We start from the raw sequence: 14,782 nt of genomic DNA on the forward strand, positions 1-14,782 counted from the left end.
CTATGTTATTAGAAATTTCGATTAAAAATTTTGCCATTATTGAGGAGATTTCTCTTAATTTTGAGCAAGGAATGACGGTTTTGACCGGAGAAACCGGAGCCGGTAAGTCTATTATTATTGACGCGATGAACATGATGCTGGGCAGTCGTGCTACGATGGATGTTATTCGTCATGGGGCACCCAAAGCTGAGATAGAAGGACTTTTTTCGCTGGAAAATAGCAGAGCTTTGCGAGAGATTTTTGAGGAGCAAGGCTGGGAGCTGACCGATGAGCTGATTATCCGTCGGGAAATTCTGCAAAACGGCCGAAGTGTCAGCCGTATCAATGGTCAGATGGTTAATCTGTCTGTTCTAAAGGCTGTTGGCCAGCACTTGGTGGATATCCATGGTCAGCACGATCAGGAAGAGCTGATGAGACCCCAGCTTCATATTGCCATGCTAGATGAGTTTGGCTCAGCAGACTTTTTGCATCTCAAAGGCCGCTATCAGGAAACCTTTGACCGCTATCGAAGCCTGCGCAAGCAAGTCCTGACTTTGCAGAAAAATCAGCTGGAGCATAAGGCCAGGATTGAGATGCTGGAGTTTCAGATGGCGGAGATTGAGAGTGCAGCCCTCAAAAGTGGTGAAGATACTGCCCTGCATCAGGAGCAGGATCGCTTGCTCAACCACAAGCTCATTGCCGATACGCTGACCAACGCCTATACCATGCTAGATAATGAAGATTTTTCCAGTCTGACCAATGTCCGCTCAGCTATGAATGACCTTGAGTCTATCGAGGATTACGATCCAGCCTACAAGGAGCTTTCAGGCAGCTTGTCAGAGACATATTATGTCTTAGAAGATGTCAGCAAGCGCCTAGAGGACATTTTAGATGGACTGGATTTTGACGGAGACCGGCTGCTGCAGGTGGAGAGTCGCTTAGACTTGATTAACAGTATCACTCGTAAATACGGCGGCCAAGTAGATGATGTGCTGGATTACTTTGCTCAGATTTCCAAAGAATACAGCCTTTTAACTGGAAGTAACTTGTCCTCAGAGGATATGGACCGAGAGCTGAAGGCCTTGGAGAGAGAGCTGGTAGAGCTGGCTCAGGAGCTTAGCCAGGCTCGTCACGGCCTAGCAGCCCAGCTGGAAGCAGAAATCAAGCAAGAGCTGCAGGACCTCTACATGGAAAAGGCGCGCTTTAAAGTGCAGTTCAGTAAGGGCAAGTTCAACCGTGAAGGCAATGAACAAGTAGAGTTTTACATCTCAGCAAATCCGGGCGAGGATTTCAAACCTTTGGTGAGGGTTGCGTCTGGCGGGGAACTCTCCCGTCTTATGTTGGCTATCAAGTCTGCCTTTTCTCGTAAGGAAGGCAAGACCAGCATTGTCTTTGACGAAGTGGATACGGGCGTTTCTGGCCGAGTGGCCCAGGCTATTGCTCAGAAGATTCACAAGATTGGCTCCAACGGCCAAGTCTTGGCTATTTCCCATCTGCCGCAAGTCATTGCGATTGCCGATTATCAGTTCTTTATTGAGAAGATTTCGGATGAGAATTCGACCGTCTCAACGGTTCGCCTGCTAACGGCTGAAGAGCGTGTTCAGGAAGTCGCTAAGATGCTGGCTGGCGAAGATGTGACGGAGGCTGCTTTGACTCAAGCCAGAGAATTATTAAAAAAATAAACAAGCGAGACTGAGACACTGGTGTTTCGGTCTCCTTTAGGAGGTGGCGCGTATGACAGAATATTTTGCAATTGGTGATGTCCATGGTAAGGCTAGTATGCTAGATGAGCTGCTCCAGCACTGGGACGGTCGTAGCCAACTAGTCTTTCTAGGCGACTTGATAGATCGTGGTGAGGACAGCCGAGCAGTTTTGGAGCGGGTCAAGGACCTAGTGGACCAAGAAGGAGCTGTTTGTCTGTCTGGCAATCATGAGTATATGTTTCTAACCTGGCTGGACAATCCTGAAAAATCTTATGACCACTACCGACGTAATGGCGGTGACACGACCATTAATTCGCTTTTAGGCCGACCTCTCAATGCTCCTGTAGATGGAGTAGCAGACGCGGAAGGTGTCAAGACGGAGGCGGCAGATTTAGTAGATTTTATTCGTCAGATGCCCTTCCTATTGGAAACAGAGCGGTACATTTTTGTCCATGCTGGCCTAGATTTGGAGTTGAAAGACTGGCGAGAGACCAGTGATTATCAAAAAGTTTGGATTCGCGCGCCTTTTCACGAAGGCAGCAATCAGACTGGCAAAACGATTGTCTTTGGTCATACACCGACATTTTACCTCTTGCATAAGGCGCCGGGAACTGATCAGCTATGGATGACTGAGGATGGCAAGATTGGCATGGATGGCGGAGCTGTATATGGCGGAGTCCTCCACGGAGTTGTCTTTGGTTATAATGGCATCATAGAGCAGTATGCCATAAAAAATGATGGTTTGGTAGCTGAAGACTGAAAAAAGATTGGATTTTCCCAATCTTTTTTTGCTGAGATTCTCTTTGAAAACAAGCTTTTTTCTAAAATTTTCCCCAATAAAGTTAAAAAGCTGCATGTAAACACTTTTTCATCTAATTTTAAAGAAGCGCAAAAAGATTAAAAAACTAAAACAAGCAGATTAAATTTAGGAAACGCTTGGTCTGAGCTGTGATTTTAGTGAATATTCCCCCACAAAACCATAAAAATTTGGTATAATGTAGTGTAATAACAAGTTAAAATTTAGATACAGAGTAGGAAATCTATGACAAAAATAAAAATCGTAACAGACTCATCTGTAACCATTGAACCAGAGGTTGCTAAGGAATTAGACATTACTATTGTGCCTCTCTCTGTTATGGTGGACGGGGTGGTCTATTCGGATGCAGACCTAGAGGAGGGTGAGTTTCTTCGTCTCATGCAGTCTAGTCGCAATCTGCCTAAAACCAGCCAGCCGCCTGTCGGAGTCTTTGCTGATGTTTTTGAGCAATTGGCTGAGGATGGAACGCAGATTATCTCCATTCATATGTCTCACGCCTTGTCAGGAACTGTTGAAGCAGCCCGTCAGGGAGCGACTTTGGCTAATGCTGATGTGACGGTTATTGACAGCTCTTTTACTGATCAGGCTATGAAGTTCCAAGTCACTGAAGCAGCTAAACTGGCCAAGGAAGGAGTTAGCCTAGAGGAAATTCTAGCCAAAATCGAGGAAGTGAAAGAAAAGACAGAGCTCTACATCGGTCTCTCTACCTTAGAAAATCTGGTTAAAGGAGGCCGTATTGGTCGAGTTTCCGGTCTGATTAGCTCCTTGCTTAATATCCGGGTTATCATGCAAATGAAGGACCATCAGCTGGAGCCCATTGTCAAGGGTAGGGGCGCTAAGACCTTTAAAAAATGGTTGGATGATTTGACAGTAAGTCTGCAAAACAAGCAAGTGGCTGAGATTGGAATTTCCTATGCTGGCGGTCCAGAATTGGCTCTGGAAATGAAGGAAAGTTTACAGCCGTATGTCAAGAATCCTATTTCAGTGCTGGAAACAGGGTCCATTATTCAGACGCATACAGGGGAAAATGCTTGGGCTGTGCTGATTCGTTACGAATAAAACCATAATAATTTAGAAAATAGCGGCTTAGTACTTGACCTGAAAGCTATTTTTAGATATGATAATATTTGTTAGGGTTATCAACCCAGAAAAAATTTGGAGGATTTGTTAAATGGCTAACAAACAAGATTTGATCGCAAAAGTAGCAGAAGCTACAGAATTGACTAAAAAAGATTCAGCAGCAGCAGTTGACGCTGTATTCGCAGCTGTAACTGAGTACCTTTCAAAAGGTGAAAAAGTTCAACTTATCGGTTTTGGTAACTTTGAAGTTCGTGAGCGTGCAGCACGTAAAGGTCGCAACCCACAAACTGGTAAAGAAATCAAAATCGCAGCTTCTAAAGTACCAGCTTTCAAAGCAGGTAAAGCTCTTAAAGACGCTGTAAAATAATTTTGGTTAATAAAGCCTGACACACTTGCCTTTGGCGCGTATGTCAGGCTTTTTTTGCTCTCAGTTCTTGAACTTAATAAAAGATTTAGTGGCTTCGAGAAAGTTGATTGATGAACTTTCTTGGAGTTTTTATTTTGCAGTAAAGTGAAGTAATTTGTCTCTAAACAAAAGAGAATGATAAAGGACAAACATATTTAAAGACGTGAAATAAAAAGTTTAGGAGGTAAGAAATGAAATGGAAACCACTTCAGGGCTCACTGCCTCCTGTTAATCCTTTTGGCAGCAAATTTCGCTTGCTGATGGGATTGTTTGTCGTGCTTTTTTCAATCTTTCTACTCCTCATGCAGACATTGGCTGCTTTGGAGGAGTAGTTGGCTTGACCAAACGTCAGCGTGACTAAGATTAAGCTTCAGTAAAAAGCTTTGAAAATCTAGAATATATGAAAAGTCTGTTGTCTCAACTTTTGTTGGGAATAGCAGACTTTTTATTTTTCAAGGAAAGATAAGCATTATAAGCAGTCAAATGCTTGAATTTTTCATAAAATTAAAAATAAGCTTGTATTTTTCTAGCAAGTATGGTAAACTATTTTAGTAAAAAATTATACAAAGGAGACTGTTGATGAAGACAAAAACATTAGCACTCGTAAATGGACTAGTTGGACTTATCGGTGGTATTATTCTACTTTTGTGGCCTTTCTTCATTTGGGTTATTTATTTTATGCTAGGTGTATTTGACATCCTGAAAATTGCAATCCTAGCTTTGGGGATTGCTGGTATTGTCTACTATAAGGATGATAATCGTGTGGGACCAGCAGGCTCTATCTTGATGATTGTAGGTGGAATTTTTACCTTTAATGACTTCTTGGGCTGGATTGGTGCTATTCTTTCTATCATAGGCGGTTCCCTTTATTTAGCAAGCTTGAAGAGATTCCAAGTATAGAGCGAGGATTGAAAAAATACTAGTTTAAAGCTTGCATTGCCTTAAATGGATAAGCAATCATGCAGAAGCAGGATGGTGAACTTTGGTTAGTTCTATCCTGCTTTTTTCTTTTTAGCTTATTTACAATCATTCTTAATAGCCAAGTAAGCCTAGTCATGGTATAATGGTAATGACTTAGATGAGAGGCTATAACGGAGTAGATAATGAAACAAGAACATCAGCATGACTTTGACCAAGTAATTGGCCATTTGCGCGCCAAGGGCGTGCGTATTACAGAAACGCGGAAGGCGGTAATTGACTATATTATCCAAAGTCACGACCATCCTAGCGCTGAAATGATATATCAGGACTTGAAGCCCAATTTTCCTAATATGAGTCTGGCAACAGTCTACAATAATCTCAAGGTTCTGATTGATGAGGGTTTTGTCGCTGAGCTCAAGGTTCGCAATGATACGACGACCTACTTTGACTTTATGGGCCATCAGCATCTCAATGTTATCTGTGAAAAATGCGGCCGTATTGCTGATATGGAGCTGGAACTTCCGGATGTGAAGCATGAGGCTGAAGTGCAGACTGGCTACCACATCACCCAAAGCCAGACGACTGTCTATGGCCTCTGCCCCCAATGCCAGCAAGAGGCGGTGTGACTGCGAGGATGATTAGGAGCTTTTTGGAGCCTAAAGACGAACAAAGTTTTGACTCGCTTCGCAAGTTCTATCTGCAACTTCAAAGCAGTACTTTGAGCCATCGGCTACTGCGTCAAGATTCTTTTTCAAATAAAAAGTAAGGCTAGAACTTATGTCTCTTAGCCTTTTTCTATGTGTTTTAGCAATGCATGTTCGCAGGATGAGGATATCATCTGAGCTTAGAGACGTTGATATCTAGTCAAGTACAGCACTTAGCAAGATCAGATATTTCAAGTACAACCCCTTATATACTTATGCTATTATTTTACAGGTGAATTCTCTTTTGATATAATGAAAGCAGAATAAAGCCTTGTACAAAGAGATTCAAAGAGTTCTGAAGGATTTACAATATAGGTAAATTCGTCATAAGTCTGTAGTATTGAAATCTTTAAAGGGTATTACTTTGTGGGTAGGTTAGGTTTTTAGGAGGTCTTATGTTTTGGAGAAAGAAATGGTTGGATGAATTGCCAGACGGCGAAGAATCACCTTTTTTTGAATGCCGACACCTTCTCTTTAAAGAGGAAGCTGGCTATCCTATCTGTCCTTCTTGTGGCGGACTCATAAAAGAGAATTTTCCTAAGAAAAATACGGATAAAGCCCGACTGCATTTAATATGGAAAAAGGTTCAGCAACTGTGGAGTGTCAAGTTTGGAGAAGGCTATTCCTTATGGTTAGTTCTATTTCCAGCTATCTTTGTTCCAGAATATCTAGGCTATTGGCTTTTAAGTACTGGAGATTATGGTTTTACTAGCTTCTTTCTTCCAAGTCGGCATCGACCTACAATGATTAGTTATGCTATTGACGGCTACTTTGTTTTGTTTTTCTTTTTTCTAGGTCAGGAGCGCACTAAACGGTTTGCAACTTTTTCTTTAGGCTTTGAGCGTTTCCATAGAATTCTTTATTCTTGGCCTGTGCGTGTCGTTCTTTTTGCTGTTATCATCTTTTTACTTAATCTTTATATGCCTAAGATTTACGAGCCATACGCACAGTATTATATATCTAAGCATGATTATCTGACTCCCGCTCAGCATGCCAAAGGAGTGGAGCTTTTTATCCAGACTAACATGATTTCAATTTGGATGACAGCTGGTCTGTTGGCAATTCATGAGTTAATAGATAGACGTAGAACCAAGTGGCTCAAGGAAGCCAACGAAGCTTATCTGTCTGGCGGGTGCTAAGGCAAAGGTTTCTGATCGGAAATACAAAAGCGCTTTCTTGCTGAAAAAGGTCTGATTTGACGAAATAGGCTAGCTTTTTAGGCGAAAATTTTGTAAAATAGAATAGATAAACGGGGACTGCCTCGGAAAATAAAAGGAGAATCCATCTAATGGTAAAATTAGTTTTTGCTCGCCACGGTGAGTCTGAATGGAACAAAGCTAACCTTTTCACTGGTTGGGCTGATGTTGACTTGTCTGAAAAAGGTACACAGCAAGCAATCGACGCTGGTGAACTGATTAAAGAAGCTGGTATCGAGTTTGACCAAGCTTACACTTCAGTTTTGAAGCGTGCGATTAAGACAACTAACCTTGCTTTGGAAGCGGCTGATCAGCTTTGGGTACCAGTTGAAAAATCATGGCGTTTGAACGAGCGTCACTATGGCGGCCTGACTGGTAAAAACAAGGCAGAAGCAGCTGAACAATTTGGTGATGAGCAAGTGCACATCTGGCGTCGTTCATACGATGTATTGCCTCCTGCAATGCCTCGTGATGACGAATACTCAGCACACACTGACCGTCGTTATGCTTCACTTGACGACTCAGTTATTCCAGATGCTGAAAACTTGAAAGTTACTTTGGAACGTGCCCTTCCATTCTGGGAAGACAAGATTGCTCCAGCTTTGAAAGATGGCAAGAATGTCTTTGTAGGTGCACACGGTAACTCAATCCGTGCCCTTGTGAAGCACATCAAACAATTGTCTGACGATGAAATCATGGACGTGGAAATTCCAAACTTCCCACCATTGGTATTCGAATTTGACGAAAAATTGAATGTAGTAAAAGAATACTACCTTGGAAAATAAGCTTAAAGGAATCTGGGATTATTCTCAGGTTCTTTGCTTTTCCAGAGAGGAAGAACAAGTCTTGCTGAAAGCTTAGCTAGCAAGTCTTTTAGGTTCAGTAGTTTGGCAGACTTCCTCTTAACTCGTCCATATTTTCAGATTTTCTATCAGTTTTGAAACATTCATCGAGCTGGATTTATGGTAAAATAAAGGTCAGAACTTTTACTAGAATGAGAGAGAAGATGGCAAGGAAGAAGAGAAAATTTGATAGTCATTCCATCACCAGAAGGCTTTATCTGCTATTTGGAATCGTGATGTTTTTGTTTTTAGCCTTGATTGCTCGTCTTGGCTATATGCAGGTGGTCAATCAGGACTTTTATACGGATAAGTTGGCCAAGGCCAGCAAGACCAGGATTACCACTAGCTCAGTGCGTGGGCAGATTTATGATGCTACCGGCAAGCCCTTGGTGGAAAATACGACCAAGCAGGTGGTGACCTATACACGGGATAATCGGCTGACGGCTGGAGAGATTCGAGCGACAGCTCAAAAGCTCCTGACCTATGTCAGTGTCAGCGATACAGAGGTGACAGACCGCCAAGAGGTGGACTATTATTTGGCAGACAGCGCAGTCTATCAGGAAGTAGTGGAAAAGCTGCCTAAGGACAAGAAATTTGATACAGACGGCAACCGCTTGCCTGAGTCCAAAATCTATAAGGCGGCAGCTGAAAGCATTGACCCTAAACAGCTGGGCTATACGGATGAGGAAAAGAAGGCCATCGTTCTCTTTAGTCAGATGAATGCAATTTCCAACTTTGCGACGGGGACCATCCAGACAGATCCGCTGACAACAGAGCAGGTGGCTGTACTGGCTTCCAGCAGCAAGGAACTGCCAGGTATCAGTGTCTCAACGGGCTGGGACCGCAAGGTCTTGGATACCTCGCTGGCTTCTATCGTGGGTAATATCTCGACAGAAAAGACTGGGTTACCAGCTGAGGAAGTGGATGATTACCTGAAAAAAGGCTACTCCCTCAATGACCGGGTGGGGACCTCCTATTTGGAAAAGCAGTATGAGTCAGTCCTGCAAGGCAAGCGAGCTGAGAAGGAGATTCATCTGGACAAAAATGGTAATATGGAGAGCGTGGAAAATATCTCTGACGGCAGCAAGGGAGACAATCTCAAGCTGACGGTGGACTTAAGCTTCCAGCAGGGAGTGGAGGACATTCTCAAAAATGCCTTTAATGCAGAGTTGGCTAGTGGCAATGCAACTTACTCTGAGGGCGTCTATGCCGTAGCTATGGATCCCAATACCGGAGCCGTTTTAGCCATGGCAGGCATCCGGCATGATCTGGAAACAGGAGAAAGCTCAGTCGATGCTTTGGGGACCATGACAAATGTCTTTGTTCCGGGTTCTGTGGTCAAGGCTGCCACTTTGACCTCAGGCTGGGAGAATAATGCTATTAGCGGCAACCAAGTCCTGACAGACCAGCCGATTAGCTTTGGCGGTACGGACAGTATCACTTCTTGGTTTACCCAGTATGGTTCACGTGCTATCACAGCCCAAGAGGCTTTGGAATACTCTTCCAATACCTATATGGTGCAAGTAGCGCTGAAGATGATGGGAACGCCTTACTCAGCGGATATGAAACTGGATTTTGATGAGCTGGATCCGTCCATGAAAAAGCTGCGTTCGACCTTTGCAGAGTATGGTCTGGGAACTTCGACAGGTATTGACCTGCCAAATGAGTCCACAGGTTATCTTCCTGACAAGTTTACTTTTGCCAACTATCTGACCAATTCGTTCGGTCAGTTTGATAACTATACGACACTTCAGCTGGCCCAGTATGCCTCGACAGTAGCTAATAATGGTAAACGTGTGGCTCCACATATCGTTGAAGGCATCTACGGCAACAGTGACCAAGGAGGACTGGGTGATTTGGTGCAGAAAATTGATACCAAGGAGCTGAACCAGGTCAATATCTCTGACGAGGATATGAGTATTATCAAGCAAGGCTTCTATCAAGTGGTTCATGGTAGCAGTGGCTTTACGACTGGTCGGACCATTTCTCAGGGAGAGAGCGTGCCAATCAGTGCCAAGACTGGTACGGCTGAGACCTTTGTGGACAAGGGTAAGAAAGAAGCCATCAATACCAATGTCGTGTCCTATGCACCGAGTGAGAAGCCGCAGATTGCGGTGGCGGTGGTGTTCCCTCACAATACGGATCTATCTTCTACTGTCAGCCACAGTATCACTCGCGATATTATCAATCTTTACAACCAACAACACCCTATGAATTAGTGCTCAATGAAAATCATCAGCAAACATAGAAAGCTAAAGCTGTTAGTGCTCAAGTAGAGCAACCTGGTTTGAGGAGATTTTTTGAGAATAGAGAAAGGATTTTATGCTTTACCCAACCCCTATTGCCAAGCTGATTGACAGTTTTTCAAAGCTGCCCGGCATTGGCATCAAAACAGCCACTCGACTGGCTTTTTACACTATTGGCATGAGTGATGACGATGTCAATGAATTTGCCAAGAATCTGCTGGCTGCTAAGCGTGAGCTGAGCTACTGCTCTGTCTGCGGCAACCTGACGGACGAAGACCCTTGTGCTATCTGTCAAGACCAGTCGCGCGATCAATCAACTATTTTGATTGTTGAGGATAGCCGGGATGTGTCTGCCATGGAAAATATCCAGGAATACCACGGACTTTATCATGTTTTGCATGGCTTGATTTCACCTATGAACGGCGTTGGACCGGACGATATCAATCTCAAAAGTCTAATCACTCGTCTGATGGATAGTGAGGTGACGGAAGTTATCGTCGCGACCAATGCGACAGCAGATGGCGAAGCGACTTCCATGTATATCTCACGGGTCTTGAAACCGGCTGGGATTAAGGTGACTCGCCTAGCGCGTGGTTTGGCGGTTGGATCCGACATTGAGTATGCGGATGAGGTTACGCTGATTCGCGCTATCGAAAATCGGACGGAATTATAAACATCAAGGATTTTTCTTGCTCTAGCTGGCTGGAAGAGTCCTTTTTTCTGTTCAAAAATACTGGGAATTGTGATATACTAAAACGGACTGATACAGAAGCTCCTGCTTAGAGGAATCCATTAGGTAGATTGATGCGAAACCAAGATTTTTAGGTTGTTTTATTTCGAGCTGGCAGCTTTTGTAAATCGTACTATTTTTAGAAAATGATAGGAAAAATCATGGCAAAACAAAGATTGATTTTATTGTATGGCGGACGCAGTGCAGAGCGGGAAGTTTCGGTTTTATCAGCTGAGAGCGTCATGAGGGCTGTCAATTATGATAGATTTTCAGTGAAGACTTACTTCATCACCAAGGATGGAGATTTTATCCAAACTCAGGAATTTGAAGCAACGCCAGCGGCTGATGAGAAACTGATGACCAATGCCACAGTGGATATGTCTCGGAAGATTAAGCCAAGCGATATTTACGAAGATGGAGCGGTGGTCTTTCCAGTCCTCCATGGTCCCATGGGCGAAGATGGCTCTATCCAAGGATTCCTTGAAGTACTCAAAATGCCTTATGTCGGATGTAATATTTTGTCCTCTAGCCTAGCCATGGATAAAATTACGACCAAGCGAGTGCTGGAATCAGCAGGCATTTCCCAAGTACCGTATGTAGCTCTAGTAGATGGCGAAGATGTGGAGCAAAAAATCCAAGAAATCGAGGAGAAATTGACCTATCCCGTCTTCACCAAGCCTTCCAATATGGGTTCCAGTGTCGGCATTTCTAAATCGGAGAATCAAGCAGAACTGCGTGCTTCTCTAGACCTGGCATTCAAATACGACAGCCGGGTACTGGTTGAGCAAGGAGTGACGGCTCGCGAGATTGAGGTTGGGCTTCTGGGCAATGTGGATGTCAAGAGTACCCTTCCTGGAGAAGTGGTCAAGGACGTGGCTTTCTATGACTACGAAGCCAAATACATCGATAACAAGATTACCATGGATATTCCGGCTAAGATTCCAGAAGAAGTGGTGAGCCTGATGCGTCAAAATGCAGAGGCAGCTTTCCGAGCTCTGGGCTGTCTGGGACTGTCTCGCTGTGATTTCTTCTATGCAGAAGATGGTCAGGTCTTCCTTAATGAGCTCAATACCATGCCAGGTTTTACCCAGTGGTCTATGTATCCACTACTCTGGGAAAATATGGGACTGGCCTATCCTGACTTGATTGAGAAATTAGTTGGCCTAGCTGAAAAGGCATTTGCCAAGAGAGAGGCGCATCTTCTCTAAAATATGATATAATAGAGGGGCTGAAAATTTTCGGTCCTTTCTTTTTGCGAGCAAACCGAAAAACGAGGAAGAAGTATGAAACTAGATTTATATGAAATTGCAGAAGTCCTGTCTGCGAAAAATGATGTGACTCAGTTTGAAAATGTCTCTCTTAGAAATGCTGAGTTTGACAGCCGCTTGATTGAGTCGGGTGACCTTTTTGTGCCACTCAAGGGGGCACGTGACGGCCACGACTTTATTGCGACAGCCTTTGCTCAGGGAGCTGCTGCCACCCTATCTGAGCGTCCAGTGGCAGAGGGGGCTTATATCTTAGTCGATGATGTCCTGACAGCCTTCCAGCGCTTGGCCCAGTATTATCTGGAAAAGATGCAAGTGGATGTGCTGGCGGTGACAGGTTCCAACGGTAAAACGACAACCAAGGACATGCTGGCTCAGCTACTAGCAACCAGCTACAAGACCTATAAGACCCAGGGCAATTACAACAATGAAATCGGTCTGCCTTATACGGTTCTTCACATGCCTGAGGACACAGAGAAACTTGTCTTAGAAATGGGGCAGGACCACTTGGGGGATATCCATCTCCTGTCGGAACTTGCCAAACCAAAGACGGGCATTGTAACTCTGGTCGGAGAAGCCCATCTGGAATTTTTCGGCAGTCGAGCTGAGATTGCCCAAGGCAAGATGCAGATTGCGGATGGTTTGAGAAAAGATGGTCTCTTGATCGTGCCGGCGGATAAGATTGTCAATGAATTTCTGCCAGCGGACTGCAAACTTGTTCGCTTTGGCCCTGATACGGATATCTTCCTGACGCGTCTGGAAGAGCGAAAGGACAGCTTGAGCTTTGGCTGCAACTTTTTAGAGCAGAGGATTGACCTGCCTGTGACTGGTAAGTACAATGCAACCAACGCCATGATTGCAGCCTATGCGGCTCTGCAGGAGGGTGTATCTGAGACGGCTATTGCTCAAGCCTTTTCTGAGCTGGAGCTGACCCGCAATCGAACAGAGTGGAAGAAAGCTGCCAATGGCGCTGATATCCTATCGGATGTCTACAATGCCAATCCAACAGCTATGCGCTTGATTCTTGAGACTTTCTCGACCATTCCGGCCAATTCAGGCGGACGAAAATTGGCGGTGCTGGCGGACATGAAAGAGCTGGGAGCGGACTCTAAGTCCATGCACGGCTCGATGATTACCAGCCTCAATCCAGAAATTTTGACCGACCTTTTCCTCTATGGACAGGACATGGAAGCCCTCTATGACTATGCCAAGGAAATCTACCCGCCAGGCAAGGTACATTACTTTATCAAAAATGACGAGAAAGATCAGTTTGAACAGTTGACTAAAGCTGTCAGAGAGAGTCTAACCTCTGCTGACCAAATCCTTCTCAAAGGCAGCAATTCCATGAATCTGGCTAAGCTGGTAGAGGACTTGGAGGGGTAATTCTGAGCAACAACAGGCAGACTCAGCCTTGTTCAAACCTTATATTAGAATGGGAGTCTAGGAGATGGGAATAAGAGATATGTTTACAACCTATAAAACTGAACCGCCTCAACTGGGACTTTGGTATTTTGTTCTTTTGGGGCTGGTCTTTGCGATTATCTGGCTTTCCTATCGCTACTACAATCGGAAAGCTTACCAGCGGCTATTTGTCGGGATGCAAGCTTGCCAGCTGATAGGCCTCTACTCTTGGTATATACTGACTGCTGCCCCTTTGTCTGAGAGTCTGCCCTTTTATCACTGCAGAATGGCCATGTTTGCCTTGATGTTTCTGCCTAATCGCTCAGTGTATAAATTTTATTTTGCACTTTTGGGGACTTTTGGCTCGATTGTAGCCTTTATTTATCCGATTTTTGATCCTTACCCTTTTCCCCATATCACTATTTTGTCCTTTATCATCGGCCATCTAGCGCTCTTGGGAAATTGTTTGATTTATCTTTTCAGATATTATCATACTTTCTCTATGAGCTGGCAGCGAGTGGTGTGGACGACCCTTATGATGAATGCTTTTTTGCTTGTTATCAATATGTTGACAAAGGGTTCTTATGGATTTCTCACAGATCCGCCGCTTGTTGGCAATCACGGACTATTGCTCAATTATCTGCTTGTCTCAATCGTCTTAAGTGCAGCAGTTTGCTTAGTTTCTGAAATTTTTAAGCGCGTGGAGCAGACTAAGACAGTCACCCTAACCTAATCATCTAACGGAGGATTTATGAAAGATTTTTTAACTACGACAAAAACGGTGGCACCGCCTATCTCGATTTTATGGTATGCTGTGATGATTGCTCTGGTCTTGCTGTCTATTTGGAGTTCGCTCAAATATCATGATAATCCGCGTTTTGTCAAGGCTTTTAAGTGGATTCAGATTGCCCAGCTGCTGATACTTTATAGCTGGTATTTTGGTTTTCGGATTCCCTTTACCAATAGCTTACCTTTTTATCATTGCCGCCTGGCTATGTTTGCGGTGGTCTTTCTGCCAGACAAATGGCGCAGTAAGCAGTATTTTGCTCTATTAGGAGCTAGCGGAGCGGTCTTTGCCTTGGGCTACCCAGTCTTTGACCCCTATGATTTCCCGCACATTACCAGCTTTTCTTTCCTGATTGGCCACTATGCTCTCTTGGTTAATTCCTTGATTTATCTGATGAATCACTACGACAAGACTCTGCTCAAGAAATACATGATTGTAGCTTACACCTTTGGCCTCAATCTTTTCCTAGTCGGCGTTAATCAAGTGACAGGAGGAAATTACGGTCTGCTAAAAAGTCCGCCTTTTATCCCTAATGCCTCCCTATGGATAAAGTACCTTCTTGTATCAGTCATCCTTTCTCTGGCTCTGGTTCTCTTTGATATATTGTTTAAGAAACGGTGGAAAAAGCAGTTAAGTCTGGTTCGAAGTTAATTCACTTCAAATTTATAGATCCTGTCAAGTTAATGTGGCAGGATTTTTTAAAAA

Annotated in this window: 15 protein-coding genes; all 15 read left to right on the forward strand. The window is 44.0% G+C overall.

Annotated elements, in window-relative coordinates; all coding sequences use genetic code 11:
* Positions 1-2 precede the first annotated feature (2 nt).
* The 15 genes from recN (at position 3) to HMPREF9389_RS05165 (ending at position 14,728) form a co-directional block, all read left to right on the forward strand.
* The gene (gene recN / locus HMPREF9389_RS05230) at positions 3-1,661 is read left to right on the forward strand and encodes a DNA repair protein RecN (protein WP_002929716.1); all 1,659 of its coding nucleotides are present in this window, start codon (positions 3-5) and stop codon (positions 1,659-1,661) included.
* Between the two features lie 52 nt (positions 1,662-1,713).
* On the forward strand, positions 1,714-2,442 hold the full coding sequence (locus HMPREF9389_RS05225; RefSeq protein WP_002929717.1) for a metallophosphoesterase: 729 nt from the start codon (positions 1,714-1,716) through the stop codon (positions 2,440-2,442).
* Positions 2,443-2,724: 282 nt separating this feature from the next.
* Positions 2,725-3,558 carry a DegV family protein gene (locus HMPREF9389_RS05220; protein WP_002929718.1) on the forward strand — a complete coding sequence of 278 codons (834 nt, stop codon included), beginning with the start codon at positions 2,725-2,727 and terminating at the stop codon, positions 3,556-3,558.
* A 112-nt stretch (positions 3,559-3,670) separates the two neighbouring features.
* Entirely contained in the window at positions 3,671-3,946 is a 276-nt protein-coding gene (locus tag HMPREF9389_RS05215; protein ID WP_002896125.1) for an HU family DNA-binding protein, read from the forward strand.
* Positions 3,947-4,176: 230 nt separating this feature from the next.
* The gene (locus HMPREF9389_RS12150) at positions 4,177-4,317 is read left to right on the forward strand and encodes a hypothetical protein (protein ID WP_002929719.1); all 141 of its coding nucleotides are present in this window, start codon (positions 4,177-4,179) and stop codon (positions 4,315-4,317) included.
* A gap of 247 nt (positions 4,318-4,564) precedes the next feature.
* On the forward strand, positions 4,565-4,885 hold the full coding sequence (locus tag HMPREF9389_RS05210) for a hypothetical protein (protein ID WP_002929721.1): 321 nt from the start codon (positions 4,565-4,567) through the stop codon (positions 4,883-4,885).
* A gap of 203 nt (positions 4,886-5,088) precedes the next feature.
* The gene (locus tag HMPREF9389_RS05205) at positions 5,089-5,532 is read left to right on the forward strand and encodes a Fur family transcriptional regulator (protein ID WP_002896119.1); all 444 of its coding nucleotides are present in this window, start codon (positions 5,089-5,091) and stop codon (positions 5,530-5,532) included.
* A 473-nt stretch (positions 5,533-6,005) separates the two neighbouring features.
* Complete coding sequence (locus HMPREF9389_RS05200; RefSeq protein ID WP_002929723.1) at positions 6,006-6,749, forward strand: hypothetical protein; 744 nt, start codon at positions 6,006-6,008, stop codon at positions 6,747-6,749.
* A gap of 149 nt (positions 6,750-6,898) precedes the next feature.
* On the forward strand, positions 6,899-7,591 hold the full coding sequence (locus HMPREF9389_RS05195) for a phosphoglycerate mutase (RefSeq protein WP_002929724.1): 693 nt from the start codon (positions 6,899-6,901) through the stop codon (positions 7,589-7,591).
* A gap of 209 nt (positions 7,592-7,800) precedes the next feature.
* Positions 7,801-9,867: a penicillin-binding protein PBP2B gene (pbp2b, locus tag HMPREF9389_RS05190; RefSeq protein WP_002929728.1), complete on the forward strand. Its 2,067-nt coding sequence runs from the start codon at positions 7,801-7,803 to the stop codon at positions 9,865-9,867.
* A gap of 103 nt (positions 9,868-9,970) precedes the next feature.
* Complete coding sequence (recR, locus tag HMPREF9389_RS05185; RefSeq protein WP_002897999.1) at positions 9,971-10,567, forward strand: recombination mediator RecR; 597 nt, start codon at positions 9,971-9,973, stop codon at positions 10,565-10,567.
* Positions 10,568-10,785: 218 nt separating this feature from the next.
* A complete protein-coding gene (locus tag HMPREF9389_RS05180; RefSeq protein WP_032906442.1) occupies positions 10,786-11,832 on the forward strand; it encodes a D-alanine--D-alanine ligase in 1,047 nt (348 codons plus the stop codon).
* A gap of 75 nt (positions 11,833-11,907) precedes the next feature.
* Positions 11,908-13,272, forward strand: a complete 1,365-nt coding sequence (locus HMPREF9389_RS05175) for a UDP-N-acetylmuramoyl-tripeptide--D-alanyl-D-alanine ligase (protein ID WP_002929732.1) — start codon at positions 11,908-11,910, stop codon at positions 13,270-13,272.
* A 64-nt stretch (positions 13,273-13,336) separates the two neighbouring features.
* Positions 13,337-14,023: a TIGR02206 family membrane protein gene (locus HMPREF9389_RS05170; RefSeq protein ID WP_002929735.1), complete on the forward strand. Its 687-nt coding sequence runs from the start codon at positions 13,337-13,339 to the stop codon at positions 14,021-14,023.
* Between the two features lie 18 nt (positions 14,024-14,041).
* Positions 14,042-14,728: a TIGR02206 family membrane protein gene (locus HMPREF9389_RS05165; protein WP_002929736.1), complete on the forward strand. Its 687-nt coding sequence runs from the start codon at positions 14,042-14,044 to the stop codon at positions 14,726-14,728.
* The last annotated feature ends 54 nt before the right edge of the window (positions 14,729-14,782 follow it).

The sequence above is a fragment of the Streptococcus sanguinis SK355 genome, from assembly GCF_000212855.1.
In the GTDB taxonomy this organism is placed as follows: domain Bacteria; phylum Bacillota; class Bacilli; order Lactobacillales; family Streptococcaceae; genus Streptococcus; species Streptococcus sanguinis_A.

Coding starts and splice junctions, on each gene's coding strand:
- HMPREF9389_RS05215 (WP_002896125.1), top strand. CDS start 3,671: ATGGCTAACAAACAAGATTTGATCGCAAAAGTAGCAGAAGCTACAGAA.
- recN (WP_002929716.1), top strand. CDS start 3: ATGTTATTAGAAATTTCGATTAAAAATTTTGCCATTATTGAGGAGATT.
- HMPREF9389_RS05180 (WP_032906442.1), top strand. CDS start 10,786: ATGGCAAAACAAAGATTGATTTTATTGTATGGCGGACGCAGTGCAGAG.
- HMPREF9389_RS12150 (WP_002929719.1), top strand. CDS start 4,177: ATGAAATGGAAACCACTTCAGGGCTCACTGCCTCCTGTTAATCCTTTT.
- HMPREF9389_RS05165 (WP_002929736.1), top strand. CDS start 14,042: ATGAAAGATTTTTTAACTACGACAAAAACGGTGGCACCGCCTATCTCG.
- pbp2b (WP_002929728.1), top strand. CDS start 7,801: ATGAGAGAGAAGATGGCAAGGAAGAAGAGAAAATTTGATAGTCATTCC.
- HMPREF9389_RS05205 (WP_002896119.1), top strand. CDS start 5,089: ATGAAACAAGAACATCAGCATGACTTTGACCAAGTAATTGGCCATTTG.
- HMPREF9389_RS05195 (WP_002929724.1), top strand. CDS start 6,899: ATGGTAAAATTAGTTTTTGCTCGCCACGGTGAGTCTGAATGGAACAAA.
- HMPREF9389_RS05170 (WP_002929735.1), top strand. CDS start 13,337: ATGGGAATAAGAGATATGTTTACAACCTATAAAACTGAACCGCCTCAA.
- HMPREF9389_RS05220 (WP_002929718.1), top strand. CDS start 2,725: ATGACAAAAATAAAAATCGTAACAGACTCATCTGTAACCATTGAACCA.
- HMPREF9389_RS05210 (WP_002929721.1), top strand. CDS start 4,565: ATGAAGACAAAAACATTAGCACTCGTAAATGGACTAGTTGGACTTATC.
- HMPREF9389_RS05175 (WP_002929732.1), top strand. CDS start 11,908: ATGAAACTAGATTTATATGAAATTGCAGAAGTCCTGTCTGCGAAAAAT.
- recR (WP_002897999.1), top strand. CDS start 9,971: ATGCTTTACCCAACCCCTATTGCCAAGCTGATTGACAGTTTTTCAAAG.
- HMPREF9389_RS05225 (WP_002929717.1), top strand. CDS start 1,714: ATGACAGAATATTTTGCAATTGGTGATGTCCATGGTAAGGCTAGTATG.
- HMPREF9389_RS05200 (WP_002929723.1), top strand. CDS start 6,006: ATGTTTTGGAGAAAGAAATGGTTGGATGAATTGCCAGACGGCGAAGAA.